Source organism: Paenibacillus sp. LK1 (genome assembly GCF_002750415.1).
Classification (GTDB): Bacteria; Bacillota; Bacilli; order Paenibacillales; family Paenibacillaceae; genus Paenibacillus; species Paenibacillus taichungensis.
Window position 1 is genome coordinate 83,832 of the sequence record NZ_PEII01000013.1, and the last position, 25,191, is coordinate 109,022.

21 protein-coding genes are annotated in these 25,191 nt (G+C 45.6%); 20 read left to right on the forward strand and 1 reads right to left on the reverse strand.

Features of this window, described 5'->3' with window-relative positions:
* Nucleotides 1–56 precede the first annotated feature (56 nt).
* From gpmA to CS562_RS25410, 4 genes are all read left to right on the forward strand, one after another.
* Nucleotides 57–800 carry a 2,3-diphosphoglycerate-dependent phosphoglycerate mutase gene (gene gpmA / locus CS562_RS25400; protein WP_063566542.1) on the forward strand — a complete coding sequence of 248 codons (744 nt, stop codon included), beginning with the start codon at nucleotides 57–59 and terminating at the stop codon, nucleotides 798–800.
* 226 nt (nucleotides 801–1,026) lie between these two features.
* On the forward strand, nucleotides 1,027–1,200 hold the full coding sequence (locus tag CS562_RS33090) for a hypothetical protein (protein ID WP_175381661.1): 174 nt from the start codon (nucleotides 1,027–1,029) through the stop codon (nucleotides 1,198–1,200).
* A 153-nt stretch (nucleotides 1,201–1,353) separates the two neighbouring features.
* Nucleotides 1,354–2,262: an aldo/keto reductase gene (locus tag CS562_RS25405; RefSeq protein ID WP_076291209.1), complete on the forward strand. Its 909-nt coding sequence runs from the start codon at nucleotides 1,354–1,356 to the stop codon at nucleotides 2,260–2,262.
* 84 nt (nucleotides 2,263–2,346) lie between these two features.
* A complete protein-coding gene (locus CS562_RS25410) occupies nucleotides 2,347–2,673 on the forward strand; it encodes a thioredoxin family protein (protein ID WP_024631432.1) in 327 nt (108 codons plus the stop codon).
* Between the two features lie 207 nt (nucleotides 2,674–2,880).
* On the opposite strand, the gene CS562_RS25415 is transcribed toward CS562_RS25410, so the two are convergent.
* On the reverse strand, nucleotides 2,881–3,669 hold the full coding sequence (locus CS562_RS25415) for an undecaprenyl-diphosphate phosphatase (RefSeq protein WP_064641143.1): 789 nt from the start codon (nucleotides 3,667–3,669) through the stop codon (nucleotides 2,881–2,883).
* 239 nt (nucleotides 3,670–3,908) lie between these two features.
* Between CS562_RS25415 and CS562_RS25420 the strand changes: the two genes are divergently transcribed.
* The 16 genes from CS562_RS25420 (at nucleotide 3,909) to cyoA (ending at nucleotide 25,190) form a co-directional block, all read left to right on the forward strand.
* Nucleotides 3,909–4,541 carry a TetR/AcrR family transcriptional regulator gene (locus tag CS562_RS25420; protein WP_099858547.1) on the forward strand — a complete coding sequence of 211 codons (633 nt, stop codon included), beginning with the start codon at nucleotides 3,909–3,911 and terminating at the stop codon, nucleotides 4,539–4,541.
* Between the two features lie 176 nt (nucleotides 4,542–4,717).
* Nucleotides 4,718–5,551 carry a substrate-binding periplasmic protein gene (locus tag CS562_RS25425; protein WP_076291291.1) on the forward strand — a complete coding sequence of 278 codons (834 nt, stop codon included), beginning with the start codon at nucleotides 4,718–4,720 and terminating at the stop codon, nucleotides 5,549–5,551.
* Nucleotides 5,552–5,582: 31 nt separating this feature from the next.
* On the forward strand, nucleotides 5,583–6,227 hold the full coding sequence (locus CS562_RS25430) for an amino acid ABC transporter permease (RefSeq protein WP_076291212.1): 645 nt from the start codon (nucleotides 5,583–5,585) through the stop codon (nucleotides 6,225–6,227).
* A 16-nt stretch (nucleotides 6,228–6,243) separates the two neighbouring features.
* Complete coding sequence (locus tag CS562_RS25435; protein WP_076291213.1) at nucleotides 6,244–6,990, forward strand: amino acid ABC transporter ATP-binding protein; 747 nt, start codon at nucleotides 6,244–6,246, stop codon at nucleotides 6,988–6,990.
* Between the two features lie 17 nt (nucleotides 6,991–7,007).
* On the forward strand, nucleotides 7,008–7,430 hold the full coding sequence (locus CS562_RS25440) for an OsmC family protein (protein WP_053780142.1): 423 nt from the start codon (nucleotides 7,008–7,010) through the stop codon (nucleotides 7,428–7,430).
* Nucleotides 7,431–7,623: 193 nt separating this feature from the next.
* Nucleotides 7,624–9,414 carry a sensor histidine kinase gene (locus tag CS562_RS25445; RefSeq protein WP_076291214.1) on the forward strand — a complete coding sequence of 597 codons (1,791 nt, stop codon included), beginning with the start codon at nucleotides 7,624–7,626 and terminating at the stop codon, nucleotides 9,412–9,414.
* A complete protein-coding gene (locus CS562_RS25450; RefSeq protein WP_099858548.1) occupies nucleotides 9,407–11,011 on the forward strand; it encodes a response regulator transcription factor in 1,605 nt (534 codons plus the stop codon). Before CS562_RS25445 ends, CS562_RS25450 begins: the two co-directional genes overlap by 8 nt.
* Nucleotides 11,012–11,368: 357 nt before the next feature.
* Nucleotides 11,369–12,352, forward strand: coding sequence for an ABC transporter permease (locus CS562_RS25455; RefSeq protein ID WP_076291216.1), 984 nt, complete (start codon nucleotides 11,369–11,371; stop codon nucleotides 12,350–12,352).
* Nucleotides 12,353–12,367: 15 nt separating this feature from the next.
* Complete coding sequence (locus tag CS562_RS25460) at nucleotides 12,368–13,270, forward strand: carbohydrate ABC transporter permease (RefSeq protein WP_099858549.1); 903 nt, start codon at nucleotides 12,368–12,370, stop codon at nucleotides 13,268–13,270.
* 186 nt (nucleotides 13,271–13,456) lie between these two features.
* Nucleotides 13,457–15,145 (forward strand): ABC transporter substrate-binding protein, encoded by a 1,689-nt coding sequence (locus CS562_RS25465; protein WP_099858550.1) that lies wholly within the window; start codon nucleotides 13,457–13,459, stop codon nucleotides 15,143–15,145.
* A 379-nt stretch (nucleotides 15,146–15,524) separates the two neighbouring features.
* A complete protein-coding gene (locus tag CS562_RS25470) occupies nucleotides 15,525–17,228 on the forward strand; it encodes an ABC transporter substrate-binding protein (protein WP_076291219.1) in 1,704 nt (567 codons plus the stop codon).
* A 319-nt stretch (nucleotides 17,229–17,547) separates the two neighbouring features.
* A complete protein-coding gene (locus CS562_RS25475; RefSeq protein ID WP_373561762.1) occupies nucleotides 17,548–19,245 on the forward strand; it encodes an ABC transporter substrate-binding protein in 1,698 nt (565 codons plus the stop codon).
* Between the two features lie 266 nt (nucleotides 19,246–19,511).
* On the forward strand, nucleotides 19,512–21,905 hold the full coding sequence (locus CS562_RS25480; RefSeq protein ID WP_099858551.1) for a glycoside hydrolase family 95 protein: 2,394 nt from the start codon (nucleotides 19,512–19,514) through the stop codon (nucleotides 21,903–21,905).
* 3 nt (nucleotides 21,906–21,908) lie between these two features.
* Complete coding sequence (locus CS562_RS25485; protein ID WP_076291221.1) at nucleotides 21,909–23,255, forward strand: GH1 family beta-glucosidase; 1,347 nt, start codon at nucleotides 21,909–21,911, stop codon at nucleotides 23,253–23,255.
* 400 nt (nucleotides 23,256–23,655) lie between these two features.
* The gene (locus tag CS562_RS25490; RefSeq protein WP_076291222.1) at nucleotides 23,656–23,919 is read left to right on the forward strand and encodes a hypothetical protein; all 264 of its coding nucleotides are present in this window, start codon (nucleotides 23,656–23,658) and stop codon (nucleotides 23,917–23,919) included.
* Between the two features lie 317 nt (nucleotides 23,920–24,236).
* Nucleotides 24,237–25,190: a ubiquinol oxidase subunit II gene (cyoA, locus tag CS562_RS25495; RefSeq protein ID WP_076291223.1), complete on the forward strand. Its 954-nt coding sequence runs from the start codon at nucleotides 24,237–24,239 to the stop codon at nucleotides 25,188–25,190.
* Nucleotide 25,191 lies beyond the last annotated feature (1 nt).

Consider the following 25,191-nt stretch of genomic DNA (forward strand, 5'->3'; position numbering starts at 1 on the left):
GGGCATATCCGGCTCGCCTTGCGGGTAATGGTTTCATGGAAGGAGGATTCACGCTTATGTACAGAGTCGTATTGATTCGCCATGGACAGAGTATGTGGAACGTGGAGAACCGTTTTACCGGTTGGACGGATGTGGATCTGACGACCGATGGTTACGGAGAAGCGCGTAAAGCGGGAAAGATCCTGAAGGAACAGGGTTTTGATTTTGACTACGCTTATGCATCAGTACTCAAACGCTCCATTCGAACACTGGATATTGCACTTGATGAAATGGACCGGATGTGGATTCCGATCACGAAGACGTGGAAGCTGAACGAACGTCACTATGGGGCGCTGCAAGGACTTAATAAACAGCAGACTGCGCTGAAGTATGGTGAGGATCAGGTGAAGGAATGGAGACGCTCCGTTAGCGTATCTCCCCCAGCACTGGACGAAACTGACGACCGGTATGTTCAGGATCAGGACAAGTATCAACGGCTGGGCTGCACCATCCCGCGTACCGAGAATTTGATGGATACATCGAAGCGGGTGCTGGAGTATTGGAATGCAGAGATCAAACCGGTTGTGTCAGCGGGCAAAAGGGTACTTATCTCCGCGCACGGCAATACGCTCCGTTCACTCGTCATGCATCTGGACCAAATGTCCGAAGCAGACGTAATGGCGCTTAATATCCCGACAGGCATTCCGCTGGTCTATGAACTGGATGAAGATCTGCATCCGATCGGGCATTTCTACCTGACTGCGGATGGATCCACGTACAAACATGAGGAAATGACTCATGTCGCACCGCCGTCCGATTGACCGGACAATTGTTATGACCAAGTAGGTTATACAGTAGTAACGATGATTTCGAATTATACTTATACTGCACGTTTGAAGATGGCTCCTGAATTCTCAGGTGGCCATCTTTTTAAGTTATAATAGCCATTCTCTAATTTTAGCGATTGCATCTGACGTTTCGTTTTTCTCCTAGAGGGTAATCTCAAGCAAGACACGATGTACATTAATCCTGAAGGAGGAACAACATATGTCTAAAAAAAGTGGAATTATTGTAACAGCCATTGGAGCAGGCGTGACTTACTTGATGAGGAACAAACAAGCAAGGGATAAGCTGTTCAGTACGGTGTCAGGACTGATGAAAAATTCAGGTTCATCTTCAAAACCGTCTTATGGAAGCAAAAAAGGTTCACGTGTGATTTAAAATAGATTTTGATATAGGAGTCAATTAGCATGAGAAGCCCGGAGCTGGTATGGTCCCGGGTTTTTGTATGCGCTCATATGTTACATGCGATTTTTGCCAGCAAGAATGATACAATGGAAACTTGCAGAACGTATGGAAGGGGATGTACAACATATGAAGAAAAATCGTCTGGGTTCATCCGAACTCATGGTAGGTGAAGTTGGTCTAGGCTGCATGTCGCTTGGAACCGAAGTGAAACCTGCCGTAGCCTTGATTCATGAAGCATTGGATCGTGGCGTTAATCTTCTGGATACCGCTGACCTGTATGATGCAGGATTAAACGAAGAAATCGTGGGCCAGGCTATCCAGGGACGCCGGGATCAGGTCATTGTGGCGACCAAGGTTGGTAATCGTCGCATACCAGGAAAAGAAGGCTGGTCATGGGACCCGTCCAAAGCCTATATCAAACAAGCTGTACGAGACAGCCTGAAACGGCTGCAGACGGATTATATTGATCTATATCAGCTGCATGGTGGCACTCTGGATGATCCAATCGAAGAGACGATCGAAGCCTTTGAGGAACTGAAGCAGGAAGGTCTTATTCGGTATTACGGCATATCCTCCATCCGGCCTAACGTGATTCGTGAATATGTGCAGAGAGCTTCCATTGTCAGCGTGATGAATCAATACAGCGTTGCGGATCGCCGAGCCGAAGAGGAAGTATTACCTTTATTAGAGCAAAAGGGGATTAGCGTTATCGCTCGTGGACCCGTGGCAAGTGGTGTTCTCGCCGATTCTGGTGCTGCCAAGGCAGATAAGGGTTATTTGGATTATACTCCTGAGGAGTTGCACATCATACGAGAAGGCCTGAGCCGGTTGGTTACAGACAATCGCAGCATGGCTCAAACGGCCATTCGTTATGCTTTGGCACATCCCGCTGTTGCGGCTGTCGTGCCAGGTGCCAGTTCGAGAGAGCAGTTGTTGCATAATATTGCTGCTTCGGAATCTGTACCACTTACGGCTGCGGAGATTAACGAAATACGGGAGCTAAGTCCCGCCAATCTCTACAAGCAGCACCGTTAAACGTTGGTAGCCTATTTTCAATTGTAACTATACGAGGTACAATGAAGGTCAACCATAAAGAATCAAATAAGGGAGAGAAGACATATGGAAAGAATTCAAAGTGAACAACAATATCGCGATACAATCAATTCTGACGGGCTGACCGTCATTAAATTTGATACAACCTGGTGTCCGGATTGCAAAAACCTGGATCGCTTTATCGGGGACGTTATCGACCAGCATGCGGATAAAACCTTCTATGCTCTCGATGCAGAAGAGTTCCTGCCGTTTGCCGAAGAGAACGGTGTACGCGGTATTCCAAGCCTGCTCGTATTCCAGAACGGCAAGAAAATTGCACATCTGCACAGCAAATGGGCAAAAACGCCTGCTCAAATCTCGGAGTACCTGCAGACTTTGGAGTCCAAGGTATAACCATAATCAGTTCGTTTAGATCGCAGTAGTTATATGGAACGCCTCCTATCGCTGATAGGGGGTGTTTATGTTATCTGGATGAGGGGGTAGGTGTGGTTCACAAATGAAATCGTTTGTTGATGAGGTTGTGCAAATTAAAAATGGCAGCCTAGTTCCGAAGGGAACAGGTTGCCATTGGCTTTATTGTTACAGGACTTGAAGATAGGGTTACATCATTAAAATGATAAAGAATACGGCTGCCAGCACGAAGCGATAGACTGCAAAGACGGTCAGACTCAGTTTTTTCAAAATAGATAGGAACGTCTTAATGGCAAGCATGGCTACGATAAATGCGGCAATGAATCCAATCGCGAAGATCGGGAAATCGCTGGTATTTAGATGATCGATACTTTTGTATAGATCATATCCTGTGGCTCCAATCATAATCGGCACAGAGACCAGGAATGTAAATTCTGCTGCAGCAACCCGGCTTACCCCTGCGAACAGACCGCCCGAGATCGTCGAACCGGAACGGGAGAAGCCTGGCCATAATGCGAGAATCTGAAAAAGACCCACTACAAATGCCTGTTTATACGTAATATCGTCTACATCATGGGTTGTAATGCGTTCGCTGCGGTGGCTCCAACGTTCAGCGACAATCATCAGAATACCACCAATAACAAGACTGTACAGCACCGTTTGTGCTCCAAACAGATGCGCCTTGATCCAATCCCGGAATACAAGTCCAATGACCACGGCTGGAACCATCGCCAAAAAGATATGTATGAGGTTCAGGCGGGAGGTGTAACTCCTTTTGCCTCCGGTGAAGCGGAACATATCAATGAATTTGTTCCAGTACAGCACAACGACAGCTAGTACAGCTCCGAGTTGCACAACCACCTCAAACGTTTTGACTGACTCGTTGTCCTCCGATAATCCCAGCAAGTGGGCAGTCAGAATCATGTGTCCGGTCGAGGACACGGGCAAAAACTCAGTCAAACCTTCGATGATGCCCATAATAATCGATGATATAAAGTCCAATTCTCTTCCTCCTTGAAATGCAGATGACAGCATATAGGCTGTCCTGCGTGACAATGCCCGCTCATTAGAACAAGGCTATCATCTATTATGATCACAAATGCGCTCAACTTCAACTTATGCTCGTAATGAATTGTTTAAAACCATATTGACAAAAACCTAGTTATCCAATAGGATATACATTAACTGACTGACTGATCAATCGGGAGGATAGGCAAATGTCTAAAAACAATCATTTGGAACCCGGAGAAGAACGCCGGGACCAAATTATACGCATAGCGATGGAACGTTTTGCGACCCAGGGCTACCATCAGACGAAAATTTCCGATATCGTCCGGGAAGCGGGCGTCGCGCAAGGCACTTTTTACTGGCACTTCAAAAGTAAGGAGGCCATTGCCTCGGAGATTGTGTTAACCGGCAGGGAGAAGTTGCTTGAAGCGATTGGACAAGGCTACCGCAAGGATGCCGGATCGGTTGAGGATATGGTAAGAGCTTCGGAACGACTGTTTACCGACTTATTCTCCTTTGCAGAGGACAATCGTTATTTTATGGAGTTGTTGCTTAAAGGTATCGTGTCGGAGGATTCGGTACGCCGTCTGGTCGAGGAGACACGGGGGGCAGTGGAAGAGGCGTTTCGCCACAACATGCAGCGGGCCATTGAGCTGGGCATGCTGCCGGATTCCATGAATGTACCGCTCCGTGCTGCGCTTCTGGTTAGCATGATTGAAGGCATGATTACGCGCTGGCTGTTTGGTTCGGAGCAGCTTCACAGCGAGTTCTCATCAATGTCAGCAACGACATTAGCTGCGGAGGCGGCAAGCTTTGAATTTTACGGACTGCTCGGCACATAAAGGTGTGTTGGCCCTGGAGCTTTATTTTCAACAACTGGATTAATTATTCACATGATTAAGCCAGCAGCAGGGAATAATGGGTACAACTGCGGTTTAGGAAGACAGGAAAAAGAAGTTTCAACAAGACATGACTACATGGATGAGAGGAAGTTAATGACATGAATAAAACATATGGAATGAAATCTCGCAAAGGCTGGACTTTAACAGCCCTGCTGCTAATGACGGTGCTGGTGCTCAGCGCTTGTGGCAGTAAAGCTACGGACAATGGAAGCAGCAATGGAGCACAGGCGAACAATGAACTGGAGCAGATCAAGTCTGCTGGCGTCATCAAAGTGGGCATGATGGGCACGTACGCTCCATACAACTTCCTGAACGATAAGAAAGAAATGGACGGCTACGATGCAGATATCGCACGTGAGGTTGCGAAGCGTCTTGGAGTTAAGGTGGAATTTGTATCCCAGGAGTTCTCCGGCCTGACACCAAGTCTGCAAGCCAAAAAGCTGGATGCCATTATCAGTCAGATGACCATTACTGATGATCGTAAGAAAGTACTGGATTTCAGTGATCCTTATATCACGAACGATGTGAAAATCATTGTCAAAAGTGATAAAAATGACATTACCAAGCTGGAAGATTTCAAAGGTAAAACGATTGGTGTAGGCCTCGGTACCAATGATGAAACTTATCTGCGTAACGAAGTGCTACCTAAAGTCGGCAATTTCACTATCAAGACCTATGACGATGTTATCACATCATTGAAAGATCTGGACGCTGGACGGATCGATGCAACGATCAACAACCTGTACGCGCTGAAACCGATTGTAGATGCTAACGGCTTCAACATCAAAGCCGTAGGTGAACCTATCAAGAGTGATCAGGCAGGTATTGCTGTGCGCAAAGACAATCCAGAACTCGTAGCAGCACTGAATGACGCTCTCAAAAGCATGAAAGATGATGGTACGTATAATACCATCTTCAAAAAATGGTTTGGTGAAGAGCCTGCGCAATAATGAACCTGCAAGGCGAAGGGAAGTTTGATCTATGGAACTGGTATTTGAGAATATCCCCTTCTTTCTGAAGGGGGCTTACTATACGCTGTATGTAACTGTGATCTCCATGTTTTTTGCCTTTATTATCGGAGTACTAGTCGCTATCGCTCGTCTGAAGGGGCCTATGTGGCTTAGGTTGATCGCAAGGTTTTATGTATCCATCATGCGGGGAACCCCGCTGCTGGTGCAATTATTCGTTATTTATTTTGGGTTGGTTGATTATGGCGTAACTTTAGGCTCCCTAACGGCAGCTTGTCTAGGGCTTAGTCTTAATGCGGGTGCATTTCTGTCCGAAACGTTCCGCGGAGCAATTCAAGCTGTACCAAAAGGGCAGACGGAGGCCGCATATGCTACAGGCATGACACCGGCTCAAACGATGAGAAGGATTATATTCCCCCAAGCGGTGCGTATCGCGATCCCTCCAATGGGCAATACGTTTATCGGCATGCTGAAAGAAACATCACTTGTGGCAGCCCTTGGGGTTACGGAGTTGCTTCGCTCGGCACAGCTACTGGTCGCGCAATATTACGTTAATATGCCGTTTTATCTGGCGATTGGCGTGATCTATTGGATCATGAGTATCGGATTCTCGGCCATTCTGGAACAAGTGGAGCGCCGGCTGGCCCGGGCTTACTGATAGGAGGGGAGAACCGGTGATTACAACTACAGGATTGACCAAACGTTTTGGGGAAAATGAAGTTCTCACAAATATAGATCTGCATGTCGATGCGAAAGATATTGTTGTTCTGCTGGGACCCAGTGGATCAGGCAAAAGTACGCTGCTGCGCTGTCTGAACGGCTTGGAGGAACTCTCTGGCGGCAAGATTGAAGTAAATGGTGTTGTAGTAGACAGTACCGACTCGCAGCGAATCCAGCGGGCACGGGTACTTGAAATCCGTCGGCAGACTGGCATGGTATTCCAGCAGTTCAATCTGTATCCGCACAAGACGGTGCTTGGCAATGTGATGGAAGGGCTCGTGACTGTGAAAAAAATCAAGCGGGACGAAGCGGCCGAACGTGGCCGGATTCTGCTGGATCGAGTAGGCCTATCGGACAAGCAGGATGCATATCCATCCCGTTTGTCTGGTGGACAGCAACAGCGCGTAGCCATTGCCCGCGCACTGGCCATGGAGCCTGAAGTGATGCTGTTTGACGAGCCTACCTCAGCCCTTGATCCTGAACTGGTGGGCGAAGTGCTCTCCGTTATGAAGGAGTTGGCACAGGAAGGCATGACGATGCTGGTCGTTACACATGAGTTGAAGTTTGCCCGGAATGTGGCTAACAAAATTGTCTTTATGGCGGATGGATCGATTGTGGAAGAAGCAAGTCCACAGGCCTTTTTTGAACACCCGACCCAAGAGCGGACACGTCGTTTCTTGCAGCAAATTACTGAATTCTAAGAAAGAAGGATAACATCATGAATGTAACAACGGTATGGAAAGGCAAACGCGCGTTTACTTCCGAAGGACCCTCTGGCTACGCAGTTGGCATGGATGCCACAGCAGCTTATGGTGGTGACAGCAAGGGTGCTACACCCATGGAATTGTTACTGGCAGGTCTCGGAGGTTGTATGGGGATCGATATCACGATGATTCTGGATGCTTTCCTGGACAAAATTACAGGCATTGAGATTGAAGCACAGGGTACACGCAGTGAAGGTATGCCGAAAGGTTTTACGGCCATTGACCTGATCTTCAAGGTAGACGGTGATATCCCGGATTACCGGATCTGGAAAGCCATCCAAATGGCTGAAGAAAAGTATTGTGCAGTTTCCGCTTCACTTAGCGCAGATATTCATCCCAAGCTAATTCTGAATGGGGTAGACACACCACGTCCATAATGGTACATGGGTAACTCCTAGTTAATTTATATAAAAGTATATACTGAAGAGGCGCTTCCAGGTATGGGAGTGCCTTTTTTTGAAGCCCTCTTGCAGGGCTTTTGCTGTTATGTGGTATGATGAATTGGAAGGGCAGGCGCAATATGTACTGACCTTTATATGTAAGCGCTTATAAGCGACGGAAGGTGCAGATATGTTTAGAAGGCTCATTCAAACATCCAACAATCTTAAATTAAAGCATAAATTGCTCATATCCTATGTACTTGTCGTCATGATTCCAGTACTGATTATTGGACTTGCTGTAACCGGATACTTTCGTAAGCAAGCGCTGGACAATGCAATAGGACAGACGATCAACAACGTGGAGAAGGTCAAGAGTCAGACCGCAACACTGCTGCGTGTACCCACAGATATTTCCAACATTCTGATGTTCAACAATGAATTGAAGGAAATTGTGAACAAACGGTACGAAAGCGTTGTGGAGCTGACATCGGCGTACCTCGCATACAAAGATTTTCAGGAATACAAGCGTCTGTACCGTGAGGTTGCGGGCATCCGGTTTTACTCGACCAATCCGACGCTGATCAACAATCTGGAGTTCATTCCGGTGGACAAGCAGACCGAGGAGAGCTACTGGTACCAGAAAGCACTGCAAACGACGAGCATCGGTTGGTTCTACATTCCTGACAAGGGAGATAATCCGGTGCACAAGCTTAGTCTGGTACGTAAAGTGCCTTTTGCCGAATATCGGACCGAGGGTGTACTGATGATTGTAATCAATCAGGATGAGCTGAATGGATTGTTACGTCAGGAACCGTTCGAGACGTTGATTACGGACGAACAGGGTTATGTGGTTGCTGCCAAGAATACCGAGCTTGTAGGCAAGACGCTGGACGAGCTAGATTTTGGTGTAGATCTGCAAAACCAGGCCAAAGGTACAATTGAAGCTGATTTTCAGGGCGAGCCGTCCAACATTATCATTGATGAGATCAGTCCTGGATCGAGCATGAATAGCCTGAAGATCATTTCCGTTTTTGCCACCAAAAATATTGTCAAAGACGCGAATACCATTAGCATGATCGGTATGCTCTTTATTACGTTAGTGTTGGTCATTGCATTGTTGCTTGTATATATCATTTCATTTCTCACATCGAACCGATTGTTACGCCTTAGCAAACACCTGAATAAGCTCGCGCTGGGCGATCTTAACGTTACTTCCCGCATTGATGGAAATGATGAGATCGGGCAACTGTCCAGGCAGTTCAATTACATGGTGAAGAGCATTAATGAACTGATGACTCAAGTGGTAGAGGCAACGGAACAGAACAATCAATTGGAAATCGCGCAGAAAGAGATTAAACTGAAAATGATGGCCAGCCAGATCAATCCTCATTTTTTGTTTAATGCACTGGAGTCGATCCGCATGAAAGCCCATATCAAAGGTGAGGCGGAGATTGCCAATATTGTTAGGCTGCTAGGCAAACTGATGCGCAAGAGCCTTGAGATTGGCAGCGGCAAAACTACGTTCAGAGCCGAGCTGGAGATGGTACGTTCTTATCTGGAAATTCAAAAATTCCGTTACGGTGACCGTCTTGCTTTCCAGATCCATATCGATCCGGAGGTAGAGAAGATATACATCCCTCCTTTGATTATTCAGCCTCTGGTTGAGAATGCGATTGTGCATGGTTTGGAAAATAAAGAGGGTACGGTCCGTGTGAATATAAATATTCGTTTGGTGGAGGATGTTGTTCAGGTGTGTGTCGATGATGATGGAGCAGGCATTACGCCGGAGCGTCTGGCTGAAGTGATGCAGTTCATCTGTGGACCGGAAGAACAGGAGAAGAGCCGGATTGGCATGCGTAACGTACATCAACGTTTAACGTTGACCTATGGAGAGCCATACGGGTTGCAGATTAAAAGTGTATACGGGAAAGGAACAGAGGTTTCTTTCACCTTGCCAGCAGGAGGAGACCAGCATGTATAAAGTGTTATTAGTAGATGATGAACCGAGCATACGTGAAGGACTGACAACGATCATTGATTGGGAAAAATACGGCTTTCAGGTAATTGCTACAGCTGCGAGCGGGCGTGAGGCTATTACCCGTTTCGAAGAGTTGGAACCGGACCTAACGATCATTGATATACGCATGCCCGGCATGACCGGACTGGATGTCATTGAGGAAGTGCGGCAGCACCATCCGAGTTCGCACTTTCTAATCCTGAGTGGGTACGCCGATTTTGATTATGCCAAGAAAGCCATTAGTTTTGGCGTGGATGGATATCTGCTCAAGCCGGTGGATGAAGAGGAGATTATCAGTGAGCTGGAGCGGATCTCTGTGATGCTGACACGGGAACGTGAGACACTGGCCCGCCATGCTGGTGAGGATACGGTCTACCGGGAGCATCAGATTGAAGCATTGCTTTTTGATAGTCTGGAAGGTACAGAAACGATGGAAGCAAATGCTCTAGGGTTGAACTGGTCGCAGTATCAGGTCGTGCTGCTGGAGATGCATGCCGAACCTGATTTACAGCGTGGTAGTGTGGTGAAACGCAGACTGGCGGAAACTTTTGACCAGAAAGATCGGGGCATTGTGTTTTCGTTCCATTCCGGACTGGGACTGTTATGTAAAGAGCCTATTTTGACTGTACAATCTGCCCAGCGTTTATATGATGAGTTGGAAGGGCTGCTGGGAGAGTGGAATATTCTCATGTACGCGGCAGCAGGTCAACCAGTAGACTCCACAGCAGACATCGCCCATTCCTATAATCAGGCCAACAGCATATTGGGCGGACGTTTCCTGTTCGCGGAACAACGTATTATGTTATGGAACGAAGACGAAAAGAGCAAGATTTCTTCTGCATCCATTGTTGTCAATGAGGAAGAAAGCGGTGAACCGGATGAAGCGGAGCTGGCGGACAAGCTGTATTATGCGCTCGACATTCGAAGTAGCGAGTCCGTGATGCGTGTGCTGACGGAGATGGAGGAACGACTGATTCCACATCACCAGACAGAACAGGCGATTAAGACGGCGTTCTCCCAAGTCTTTTCATTGGCGATTAACAAACTTGCAGCAACCAATCAGCATATGCAATCCCTTATGCAAGAGCATTCCGTTCTCATTACGGAGGTTTATCATCAATTAACGTTACTGGATCTCAAAGTGATGGCTGCTGAACACCTCAATCGGCTTATTCAACGCATGGGTGGAGGCAGCAAAGATACAGTACTGAAACAGATGATTGAATTTATCCGACGTAATCCGGGCGAAAATCTCAAGCTTGAGGTTCTAGCAGAGGTATTTAACTACAATAGCAGTTATCTGGGCAAGTTATTCAAAAATCATACCGGGGAATATTTCAATGCATTTCTCGATAAGGTTCGAATGGAGAAGGCAAAGGAACTGCTCGATGAAGGCTTAAAGGTGCACCAGGTTGCCGCGAGAGTGGGGTATGCCAACGTGGATTACTTCCACGGCAAATTCAAGAAGTATGTAGGGGAATCACCCTCCGCTTACAAACAAGCAAGAGAGCTTGCGAGATCACAGTCGAAGGATTCTTCAGGAGAGCCGGAACGGGAGTAGCTCATGTTCGGAGGGGAGTAGTGCCTTTTATCTTTGGGATTTCTCCTGATTAGGTAAAAACGTTTTCGAACTTATAGTCTATTGAAAGGACCCTGGAGGTCCTTTTTCTTTTTGATTTTACATAAGTAAACGATTTCTATAAAACGTTTTCGATAGTTACCATTTTCAAATTAATTTCCCTTTTAATTTCATTAATAAATAATAGACAGCGTCATTATCACTAATTTTATAGATATAATATCGGATTTTATAGGGGTATATCTAATTTTTATATGATTTTCTCTAAAATCCAGCTGGTATTTTGAAAACGCTCTATCAGGTATGATTATTTTATAAATCAGAGGAGGGGGAACGGAGATGGAAACGCTAACAGAAAAATCCGCTTCCGCGAAAAAAAGCAGTGACCCCAATCCGTCAACACAAAAACGGCGGAATAGAATTTGGGACAGCATGAAACAGCAAAAGTATCTCTATCTTATGTCATTGCCATTCGTAGCTTGGGTTTTTGTATTTAACTATCTGCCACTGTGGGGATGGACGATGGCTTTCCAAAACTATAAACCAGCTAGATCATTCGGTGATCAAGAGTGGGTTGGTTTTAAACACTTTGTAGAGCTGTTCAGTGATGATCGCTTCTATCTGGTACTTCGAAATACGCTTGCAATGAGCTTGATGGGACTGGTTGTCGGTTTTATCGTGCCGATTTTCTTTGCGATTCTCTTGAATGAGATGAGAGGCATGTTCTTCAAGCGCGCCGTGCAAACGGTATCATATCTGCCTCACTTTGTATCCTGGGTCGTAGTGGCAGGGATTATTACCAAGATGCTCTCCACCGATGGCGGGATTATCAATGACATTTTGGTAAACCTAAACATTATCGATCAGCCGATCCAATTCATGGCGAAGGGGAACTTGTTCTGGTACATTGTAACCGCTTCAGATATGTGGAAGGAAACCGGCTGGAATGCCATCATCTATCTGGCGGCCATTACCGGCATTGACCAAGAACTTTACGAAGCTTCCCGTGTAGACGGGGCGAACCGTTGGAGACAAATGTGGCATATTACGCTGCCAGGCATTCGGACTACAATCTCTGTACTGTTCATCATGTCTATCGGGCATTTGATCAGTATCGGTTTTGAGAAGCAATTTTTGCTGCAAAACAGTCTGGTGCTAGACTACTCGGAAGTACTTGATCTATACGCGCTCAATTATGGTTTGAATATGGGACGATTCTCGTATGGGACAGCCATAGGCATATTCAACTCCGTTGTCAGTATCATCCTTCTGTTTACAGCGAACGGATTGTTCAAAAAATTCACCAAAGAAAGCATCATGTAGGGAGGGGACGACATTATGGCGAACAAAGCATTCAATGCTACTCGGGGCGATAAGCTGTTCGATATATTCAACATCCTCGCGATGACCCTGGTGCTGATTGTAACACTGTATCCATTCCTGAACGTACTGGCTATCTCACTTAATAACTCGACAGATACCGTACGTGGTGGAATTTACTTGTGGCCTCGTGAATTCACATTGCAAAACTACAAAACGATTTTCCAATACGATGGATTGCTGCAAGGTTTGCAGGTATCCATTCTACGTACCATTGTAGGTACGTTGCTCGGCTTGATCAGTTCCTCAATGATCGCATTTACACTGAGTCGTCCTGACTTTAAGTTGAGAAAGTTTGTTTCCACTGCACTTGCACTCACGATGTATTTCTCCGGTGGTCTGATTCCGGTGTACATCCTGATGCGTGACCTGAACCTGATCGGTACGTTCTGGGTATATGTATTGCCAGGTATGATCAGTGCGTTTAACGTGTTCATTATCCGTTCCTTCATTGACGGCTTGCCGTATGCCTTGCAGGAATCTGCGAAGTTGGATGGCGCGAATGACTTTAAGATCTACTACAAAATCATTTTGCCGCTCTGTAAACCGGTTCTTGCAACCATCGCGTTGTTCTTGGCTGTAGGCCAGTGGAATGCTTGGTTCGATACGTACCTGTATAATGGTTCGAAGGCGCATCTGACCACGCTCCAGTACGAGCTGATGAAAGTACTGCAAAGTACACAGCAAGGCTCAGGTGCCGGACGTAACGCCAATGATATGGCTCAGCAGATGACACAGATTTCACCGGAATCCATCAAAATGGCGATCACGATCGTTGTTACGGTTCCAATCCTGATTGTGTATCCATTCCTGCAAAAGTATTTTGTAGGTGGTATGACACTGGGTGCAGTAAAAGCTTAAGCAAGTGTATACAGGCCGCCACATAGATAGAGTGGCCGTATAATAAAAGAAGCATCAGAATGCCCGAAGCGCAGCCATTTGGCCTGCGCTTCACCGTATAGGGCTGCGGAGTGGCATTCATGAAGCTATAGACAGGGACAAAAAAGTCCCGGATAGACAGACATATGAAACGGGAGGATTACCATCATGGCAAGAAACAAAATGAAGATTGCACTGGCTCCAGTGCTTGCGATGTCTTTGCTCGCAGGTTGCGGTGGAGGAAACAGCGGCGAAACGTCGTTTAAGGACACTAGCGGTGATACGTCTCCGATTACTTTTGACTTTTTTAGCGTCGATCCTAGTCCGAACTGGAACGGTATGAAGGATGAAGTAGGGAAGGTCCTTACAGAGAAAACAGGAGTAACCCTTAACGGTGAGTTTGCCGTCAGTGGTGGTCAGGATAAAGTATCCTTAATGGCAGCGAGCGGAGACTATCCCGATATCGTGTCACCCAAAGGAGAGCTAAGCAAGCTCGTGGATGCTGGGGCAATGGTCGATCTGACTGATCTGATCGAGCAATATGCTCCCAATTTGAAGAAGCTGTATGGTAATTACATGGACCGGCTGAAATATAGCAACGAAGATCAAGGGATTTATGTGCTGCCTACGTATTATGCGGTAGACCAGAAGTATTTTGATGCAGGTGGCGGATTTGGGATTCAGCAGCGTGTGTTGAAAGAGCTGGGATACCCTGAAGTTCGTACACTCCAGGATTATGAGAATGTACTGAAAGCATACAAAGAGAAACATCCAACAATTGACGGTCAACCAACGATTCCGTTATCCCTGGACGCAGATGACTGGAGAATCATGATTACGGTAACGAATCCGGGCTTCCAGGCAACAGGGGCTCCGGATGACGGCGAGTACTATATTGATCCTGAGACATATGAGGCAAGTCTGCATTACAAACGTCCAGAAGAGAAAGAGTATTTCCGTTGGTTGAACCATATGTACGCAGAAGGACTGCTCGATCAGGACAGCTTCGTACAGAAAACGGATCAATACAAATCCAAAATTGCAAGTGGACGTGTACTAGGTGTCATTGACCAAGATTGGGGTTATTCCGATGCGGAGAACGCATTGAAAGCAGCGGGTAAAGATGAAGCGACATATTCACACTTCCCGGTAACTCTGTCTAAAGATATCAAGGATCATTCCTTCCAGGACCCTGGTTTTGTATCTGGATGGGGTGTAGGGATTACAACATCGAATCCAGACCCGGTTCGTACAATTAAATTCTTTGATTACCTAGCTTCTGAGGAAGGCCAAGTGCTGATGAACTGGGGGATTGAAGGTAAGCAGTACGAAGTGAAAGATGGTAAACGTGTTATTCCGGCGGATATTCAGGACCAAAAAACGAATAATGCTGCCGTATTCCAGAAAGAAACAGGTATTGGCCTCTATACCAATATGTCTGGTCACTATGGAGATGGCGTTAAAGATTCCACCGATAACTATTACACAACGAATTTCCCTGAGCAGATTGTAGCGGCCTATTCCGATGCGGAGAAAGAGACACTCAAAGCATACGGCGCAACAACGTGGAAAGATCTGTTCCCAAGTGAAGATGAGTTCCCGGTTAAACCATGGGGAGCAGCGTACAATATGCCGACTCCAGGTGACTCGAATTACAACGTTATTTTCCAAAAAACACAGGATATTATCCGTAAACGGATCCCAGAAGCAATCCTCAGTTCACCAGAGCAATTTGATGCCATCTATGACGGTATGATTGCTGAACTTAACAAAGCAGGAGCAGAGGACATGGAAAAACAATACACCGAGCTGGTGCAAAGCCGTGTTCAATTGTGGAGCGGTGAAGAGAGCAAGTAATACGTTTTAGCAGAATAGTTTTTTCGAAAAAAGGGCCCAGGAAACAGGGTTCTTTTTTATACCTAAAACGTTTTCCGAAAAACGTTTTCAATTTTGTTAATTCGCTATTGACAAGGACTTTTAGAGGGATTATTATTCAAATATGAAAGCACTTTCATTACTAATTTATCAAGGCATGTACACGAATCTTTTCAGTCAAAAGGAGTAAGGATTGGTCCTCAAATTACTGGATAGAGTGAGTCTTTTTCACTTCATTTAGAAAACGCTTTTTATGTTATAAAATCAAACGTTTTACAATCAGAATCACCCGATTACGGTATGTGCAGGTCAGCCTGTTCTACAATAGATAGCTTCATTTTATCCATAAGGGGGATTACACATGAAGGGCAAAACACCAAAAACATTCGCAATGCTTCTGTTAGCCAGCGCTCTTGCCATTACAGCAGGATGCAGTGGTAGCGGAGGAGGAACTACGGCTTCTGAGACACCAACGGACACTGGTGATACGACCAGTCCAATCACCTTTACGTTCTTTGGTGCTGACGCAAGTCCAAACTGGAACAATATGAAGGACGCAGTCGGCCAAGAAATTACGAAACAAACAGGTGTTACAATTGAAGCGGAGTATGATGTGAATAATGGTGGCGACCAGAAGATACCTTTGATGGCTGCCAGCGGTGATTACCCTGATATTATCTATCCTAAAGGTAACTTGTCTAAGCTTGTGGATGCAGGCGCGATGCTTGACCTGACCGATCTGATTGATCAATATGCACCAAACCTGAAGAAAATCTATGGGGACCAGATGAACCGTCTGAAATACAGTTTGGAAGATCAGTCCATTTACACAATCCCAACGAACATGGGTGTAGATAATGTTGCGTTTGACGCTACAGGCGGATTTGAGATTCAGCAAAAGGTATTGAAAGAACTTGGCTACCCAGAAGTAAAAACGCTTGAGGATTATGAGAAAGTACTGAAAGAATACTATGCTAAACATCCAACTATTGACGGACAGCCGACCATTCCGCTGACTCTGAATGCAGATGACTGGAAAATTATGATTACTGTAACGAATCCAGCCTTCCAGGCAACCGGTGGACCGGATGACGGTGAATATTACATTAACCCTGAAACGTATGAAGCGGTGCTGCACTATAAACGTCCAGAGGAAAAAGAATACTTCCGCTGGTTGAACAAAATGTACAATGAAGGCATCCTGGACAAAGATACATTTGTGCAGAAGGATGACCAATATAAATCCAAAATCGCAAGCGGTCGGGTACTGGGACTGATTGACCAGGAATGGAACTATGGCGAAGCTGAGAATGCATTGAAATCAGTGAACAATGGCGAGAATACGTACGCTCACTTCTCTGTATCCCTCAACAAGGATATTGTGGACCATACATTCCAACCAACCGGATTTGATGGATACGGCATCGGTATTTCCACAACTGCGAAAGACCCTGTACGTATTATCAAATTCATGGATTGGCTCGCCTCGGATGAAGGTCAGGTGCTGAGAAACTGGGGTATTGAAGGCCAACACTACAATGTTGAAAATGGCAACCGTGTCATCCCTGCTGATGTGCAGGATCGCAAAGTCAATGACAACTCGGCGTTCACCAAAGAAACAGGTATCGGAATGTACAACATCTTCAGTGCTAGATACGGCGATGGTGTCAAAGATTCCACAGGTAACTACTACACAACGAACTTCCCTGAACAGATTCAAGCAGGTTATACTGCCGCAGAGAAGGAAACATTGAAAGCCTATGGCATTACAACGTGGAAAGATTTCTATCCTTCTGAAGATGATCTGAAGTTGAAAGATTGGGGCGCAGCATATAATATGCCAGTACCTTCGGATACAGATTATAACGTAGCGTTCCAGAAAACACAGGATATTGTCCGCAAACGTATTCCTGAAGCGATCCTTGCCAAACCTGAGAACTTCGATAAAGTTTATGATGATCTCCTTGCTGAGCTAGATAAAGCTGGTGCGGTAGAGATGGAGAAACAATACACCGTTTGGATCAAAGAACGCGTAGCTCTGTGGACAGGTAAAGACGTGAAATAAAAGTGAAAACAAGACATAATATATGATCATTTTCATAGCAAAAAAGGTCCCTCGAAAGGGGCCTTTTTTGTTGTTGACGAAAGGGATAGGATAGCATATAATCGTTAATGTAAGCACTTTCAGTAAGCGTTTTAAATTATTTTACGAAAACGTTTTACGTATTTTGAAGAGAGTTTTAAGAGTTTAGGTTTTGAGAAAAAAAGAGTACAAAATTAAATTTTTAGTAAGCGCATACAGAAATGTGTCTTACGAGCGGTATCCTCAGGCTTAAAGCCTGTTATACAGATAAAACCTTCATAAATAATAGGGGGACTAGACAATGAGAGGCAAAATGAAAGGCAATACACCCAAGACGTTTGCAATGTTGATGCTCGCAAGTGCAATACTGGTTACAGCTGGCTGCGGAAATTCGGGAAGCAAAGAAACCTCCGAGTCCAGTGGAACCGAACCGGTTACCATTACATTCTTTGGTGCGGACGCCAGTCCAACCTGGAACAAAATGCAGGATGCAGTCGGTAAAGAGATTACCAAGCAAACAGGCGTTACAATTGAGGCTGAGTATGACGTGAACAATGGTGGCGATCAAAAAATTGCGCTTATGGCTGCTAGTGGTGAGTACCCTGATATTGTTTTTCCAAAAGGTAACTTGTCTAAACTTGTGGATGCAGGCGCGATGCTTGACCTGACCGATCTGATTGAGGAGCATGCTCCAAACCTGAAAAAAATATATGGGGACCAGATGAACCGGCTGAAATACAGTTCGGAGGATCAGGCCATTTATACAATCCCAACAAATATGGGTGTTGATAATGTTGCGTTTGACGCAACAGGAGGATTTGAAATTCAGCAAAAAGTACTGAAAGAGCTCGGATACCCTGAAGTGAAAACACTTGAGGATTACGAGAATGTATTGAAAGAATATGTGAAAAAACACCCAACAATTGATGGACAGCCGACTATTCCATTGACGCTGAATGCAGATGATTGGAAGATTATGATTACGGTAACGAACCCGGCATTCCAGGCAACAGGAGCACCGGATGATGGAGAATATTACATCGATCCTGAGACTTATGAAGCCACGCTCCATTACAAACGTCCAGAGGAAAAAGAATATTTCCGCTGGTTGAATCATATGTACAATGAAGGACTGCTGGACAAAGATACATTTGTGCAGAAGGATGACCAATATAAATCCAAAATTGCAAGTGGCCGTGTACTCGGTCTGATTGACCAAGAGTGGAACTACCAAGAAGCTGAAAATGCACTCAAATCAGCGGGCAAAGATGACAGCACATATGCTCACTTCTCTGTATCTTTGAACAAGGACATTGTGGACCATACATTCCAACCAACTGGATTTGACGGATATGGTATCGGAATCACAACTTCTGCCAAAGATCCGGTTCGCATTATCAAATTCATGGACTGGCTCGCTTCGGACGAAGGTCAAGTGTTAAGAAACTGGGGTATTGAAGGCCAACACTACAATGTAGAAGATGGTCAACGGGTGATTCCTCAAGATATCCAGGATCGTAAAACCAATGACAACTCCAACTTCACCAAAGAAACAGGAATCGGGATGTATAGCGTGTTTAGTGCTAGATACGGTGATGGTGTGAAAGATTCCACGGATAACTATTACACAACGAACTTCCCTGAGCAGATCCAGGCTGGTTATACGGCGGCAGAGAAAGAAACGTTGAAAGCCTATGGTATTACAACATGGAAAGAATTTTATCCTTCTGAAGATGAGTTGCAACTGAAAGATTGGGGCGCAGCATACAACATGCCTGTACCTTCAGGTACAGATTATGAGGTAACTTTCCGAAAAACACAGGATATCGTGCGCAAACGTATTCCTGAAGCTGTTCTGACAACAACTGCGAACTTTGATAAAGTATATGATGATTTCCTCGCTGAGTTGGACAAAGCCGGCGCAGTTGAAATGGAGAAACAGTATACCGTTTGGGTTAAAGATCGTGTTTCCCTGTGGACAGGTAAAGACGTAAAATAACTTATGTTTTAATTGAATAGGCGGAGATACAAAAAAGACCCTGAGATAGGGTCTTTTTTTGCTGCCATGTGATGTTTAACATTGACGCGATTTTCGAAATCAAATATAATTTGCTTACTGTAAGCACTTTCAGATAAACGAAGATTTAGCCTTATAGGTAAGCGGGTTAGGTACAAGTAAAACAGCATTTATAGTGATTATTTAGTTATATAGAAAACGTTTTAGTAATGATTGAAAAATAGCTGATTCATGAACAGGAGTTATCTATGTCCCCATTTAATGAGAGAACAAAAGAAAATCGTCTGTGGTACCGTCAGCCCGCTACTCGCTGGGAAGAGGCGTTGCCTATCGGTAATGGTCGCCTTGGCGGTATGGTGTACGGTGGAGCAGCGGATGAACAAATCCAGCTAAATGAAGATACATTGTGGTCCGGATTTCCGCGCGACACCATTCAGTACAGCAGTCAGCGGTATCTGAAGCAGACCCGTGAACTGATTATGTCCGGGCAATATAGCGAAGCTGAACAATTGCTGAACCGCGAAATGCTGGGACGTGATGTGGAAGCTTATCAGCCGATGGGCCACTTTAAGTTGCAGCACGATGAACTGGATGGGAATACGTACGATGAGTTTGAGCGGGAGCTGAATCTCCACACCGGCATTACAACAACGAAGTATTCATATAAAGGCATTCATTATGTACGTGAAGTATATGCCAGTGCGCCAGATGATCTCATGATCTGTACCATCATTGCTGATCGTGAGGGATCTGTAAACGTAAGTGTTACGTTGGACAGTCCACATCCTTATCATGTTCAGGCTTCGGGCGATGCACTTACTTTGTTCAGTCGCTGTCCGAGTCATGTTGAATCGAATTATTTCAGGGATCATCCGGAGTCTGTCATCTACGAAGAAGATCGGGGAACGGCTTATGCTGTGCAATTGGCCGCAACTGCGACGGGAAAAAATTTCGAAATATCGGTTATGGATGGGAAACTTCATATTGAGGGAGCGGACCAGGTTGTTTTTTATCTGGCAGCGGCGACTGCTTTTGAGGGCTATGATGTGACGCCTGTTAAGGATAGTATGCTTCTAGATCAGGAGTGCAGTGAGGTAATCACTAAAGCGATGGCTCATGGCATAAAGGTTCTGCGAGAGCGACATGTAATGGATCATGGAACTTTATTTTCAAGAGTAACAATTGATCTTGGCGCATCAGCCAACGAAGAATTACCTACAGATGAGCGACTGCAAGCTTACCAGGCTGGAGCCGATGATCCCGGCTTGGAGGCACTCTATTTTCAGTATGGCAGATATCTGTTAATGGGTAGTTCACGTGAAGGAAGCCAGCCAGCGAATCTGCAGGGAATCTGGAACCATCAGGTGGAGCCGCCTTGGCACAGTGATTACACGATTAATATCAATACGGAGATGAATTACTGGCCGGCAGAAGTATGCAATCTGAGCGAATGCCATGAGCCACTGTTTGGTTTGTTGGAGGATTTAAGCGATACCGGAAGAAGGACGGCGCGCATTTTGTACGGAGCACGCGGCTGGACAGCCCATCATAATGTGGATATTTGGAGAACATCCACGCCTACAGGCGGAGACGCAAGTTGGGCGTTCTGGCCAATGGGTGGCGTGTGGTTGACTTCACATCTATGGGAGCATTATCTGTTTACTCGTGATCAGCAGTTTCTCGCGGAACGCGCGTATCCAATCATGAAGGAAGCGGCACTCTTCTGTCTGGACTGGCTGGTAGAGGGGCCAGACGGATATCTGGTTACCGCTCCATCAACCTCTCCGGAGAACAAGTTCCTTACTGAGGAAGGAGAGGCTCGCAGCATCTCCATGGCTTCGACGATGGACATGACATTGATTCGTGAGTTGTTCGATCGATGCATTGAGGCAACCAAACAACTGGATGTGGATCAGCAACTGGCGAACGAGTGGAGCGAGGCACGTAGCAAGCTCTATCCATTCCAGATCGGAAGCGAGGGGCAACTGCAGGAATGGTTTAAGGATTTTGCTGAATCCGAACCGGGGCATCGTCACGTCTCCCATCTGTATGGTCTATATCCGGGGGAGCAGATCAATCGACTGGATACGCCGGAACTGGTGGAAGCAGCACGAGTGTCACTTGAACGTCGTATCTCACAAGGTGGCGGGCATACAGGTTGGAGCTGTGCCTGGTTGATCAATCTGTATGCGAGGCTGCTGGATAGCAAGCTTGCACATCAGTTTGTCCGTACGCTGCTGGCTCGATCCACGCATCCTAATCTGTTCGATGATCATCCGCCGTTCCAGATCGATGGCAACTTTGGTGGCACTGCCGGTATTGCCGAGATGCTGTTGCAAAGTCACTTGGGTGAATTACATCTGCTGCCAGCGCTGCCTGTGCATTGGGCCAATGGCAGTGTGAAGGGACTTCGGGCACGTGGTGGATACACGGTGGCAATCGAGTGGACAGAGGGCAGACTCTCAAGTGCCGAAATTAAGGCTGATCACACTGGTTCGATAACCATTCGGAGTGCGTGCCCACTGCGTGTGGAAGGAAACGATCAGGTCAAGGCGCGGCTTACACCTCAGGGTGATTATGTAGTTATTTTAACCGTGACCGCAGGACAGATGATCCGCGTGTCATATGAGACGGAGGAGTAAACGATGACAATTTTTCAATTCCCACAAGATTTCCGCTGGGGAACAGCAACAGCTTCTTATCAAATAGAAGGGGCAGCGCAGGAAGGTGGACGCGGGGTATCGATCTGGGATACGTTTGCCCGTACGCCCGGCAAAGTTTTTAATGGAGACAATGGTGATGTGGCTTGTGACAGTTACCACCGTTACGAGGAAGACATCGAGCTGATGAAAAAGCTTGGGATCAACACCTACCGATTCTCCATCGCCTGGCCGCGTATTATTCCTGATGGAGATGGCGAGATCAATCGGGAAGGATTGGATTTCTATCATCGATTCGTGGATAAGCTGCTTGAAGCAGGAATCGAACCTTTCTGTACACTGTATCATTGGGACCTGCCTCAGACACTTGAGGATATCGGAGGTTGGGGCAATCGCAGGACGGTGGATGCATTTGTAAAATATGCTGAAGTTATCTTCAAGGAGTTTTCTGGAAAAATTAATTTCTGGCTGACTTTCAATGAACCATGGTGTATTGCGTTTTTGTCCAACCTGCTTGGCATTCATGCGCCAGGAAATAAGGACCTGCAAACATCCATTAATGTTGCTCATGGATTGCTCGTTGCTCACGGTAAAGCCGTTCAATCGTTCCGTCGCTTAGGCACAACAGGACAGATTGGTATTGCACCCAATGTATGCTGGGCTGAGCCTTACAGCAAATCTCCAGAAGATCAGGCAGCCTGCGACCGTTCCATTGCACTGAATACCGATTGGTTCCTAGACCCGATCTACAAAGGATCGTATCCACAATTTATGGTGGACTGGTTCGCAGAAGCTGGAGCTACCGTCCCAATTCAAGAAGGCGATATGGAAATCATCTCGCAACCCATTGATCTGTTGGGCATTAACTATTACACCATGGGAATCAATCGTTTCAATCCAGAGGCGGGTGCATTGCAATCCGAAGAGGTGGATATGGGACTTACCAAGACCGATATTGGCTGGCCTGTGGAATCACGCGGACTGTATGAGTTCATGCACTATTTGCAAAAGTACGGAAATGTGGATGTCTACATCACAGAAAATGGAGCTTGCATCAATGATGATTTGGAAAACGGTAAAATCAATGATGATCGCCGGATTGCATACTATGAGCAGCATTTGGCCCAAATTCATCGGATTATCAATGACGGCATTAATCTGAAAGGGTACATGGCTTGGTCTTTGATGGATAACTTTGAGTGGGCGGAAGGATACCGTATGCGCTTTGGTCTTGTGCATGTGGATTACCGTTCGCTGGTTAGAACACCTAAAGAAAGTTTCTATTGGTATCAGAATGTGATCAAAAATAATTGGGTGGAAACACGAATTTAGGCTGCTCTTCAATGTTGAGGAAGTAACGTTGTGAACTTATCATTAAATAAGTAATTTAAGGTTAGTTCAATTGTTAAATGCAGGGACAAACGTGTTTAATTAGATAGAAGGCGGTACATCGGAAATCCGATGCACCGTCTTTTTTTGTTATTTAATTTCAGCGAAGAGAGCACATGTTCATGAAGGTTTCATAAGGTCTGGGCTGTTTCATGTTATGAGAAGAGCGTTTTTGGGTTATAAGAAGTAAGAAGAAGTGATCTGGTCCTTGTCAACAGTTAAAATACAAATAAAGTGTCCAAATTGCGAAAGAAATTTGAACATTTGTTGACTAAAAATCATACTGATGTGGTATATTGGTATAAGGAAAGCACTTACAAAAAGGGAAAAGGAAGTGTTTACTATGGCATCGAAGACAGCAATGGTAAGCCAATTGGAGCGCAAAGATAAAAATATGCGGCGTGCAGTGTTAACGATGACAGTTCTGGCTTGGGTTGCCCTCATTACGGGAGTAATCATGTGCCTGATTAACCTGAATGATTTTAATGATCGTAACCTCGGATTAATGGTGGGTATCGGTTTCTTGGTGGGTAGTGTATTTATTTACGTAATTGCCAAATCGATTGGACTTGTTCATACACGCCGGGAAGACGAAGGCGCCGATTAAATAATCTAGCGTTATTTCGTTCATAATAAGACTGGATGAGCTCCCGGAATCCCAGTCAATAAAGCCCTTTGCGGATTCGTTGATACTGTTCAACGGGACTGCAAAGGGTTTTATTTTGTGACTTGAAGTGTAAAGATTACAATGAGGAAATATCAAGTGTGCAAGCGATTTGTGAGAAAAAATTCACACATTTAAGGTGCAAAATCGACAAATTTGTTAACATGAACAAAAAAGTTGCTCATTTCTGATATCTTTAGAAGGAAGAGAGTAGTATACTGTTTTTTCAGTATGAGCGAATTTAAGGAGAGGGGATCAAGATGAACAAGAAACCTAGGTCGCTAATTCGGATAATCATTCCGGTTGTCCTGACGTTGGTTACAATTGCATTGATTGTCTGGCCAATGCTGGCAGGCGGGCAGTACGTTGTTCTGGATCCGAAAGGGCCTATTGGCGCTTCGCAGAGAGATTTGATTGTCATTTCGACAATTCTGTGTGCAGTCGTTATTGTGCCTGTATTGATTTTGTCTGCTGTAATTGTATGGCGTTACCGCGACAAACCGGACAATAAATCTGCTTATGAGCCTAACTGGTCTCATAGCACTAAAGCGGAGGCTATCTGGTGGACCATTCCGATCATTATTATTGGGTTGTTGGCGGTTGTAACCATTCGCTACACCTATGATCTGGAACCTTCGAAGCCATTGGCTTCCGAGAAAGCACCGGTGACCATTCAAGTATCTTCACTGGACTGGAAATGGCTGTTTATGTATCCGGAGCAAGGTATTGCAACGGTCAACACGTTGAATATCCCGGCAGACCGGCCCGTAAAATTTGAGCTCACCGCGGATTCACCGATGAACTCGTTCTGGATTCCGCAGCTTGGTGGACAGATTTATACAATGTCGGGTATGGCGATGACCTTGTACTTGCAAGCTGATCATGAAGGTCAATATTGGGGTTCAGGTGCCAACTTTACCGGAGAACACTTCGCCCAAATGCGTTTTGACGTCAATGCCACATCGGAGGAAGACTTCGATAAATGGGTGACTGAAGTGAAACAACAATCCCAACCGCTGACGCAAGAAACGTATAAAACACTGGCGGAACCGGGAACAAGCAATGTAGCTTATTATTCTTCCTTCCCTGAAGGACTGTTCCAAGACATCGTGACCAAGTATGTTATTGACGGTCAAAGTGCTCATAGCAAGCATGGTGAAGCTTCAGGTGTCAAAGAGATTACTACGCAAGACGTGGACAAGAGTGCTAACTAAA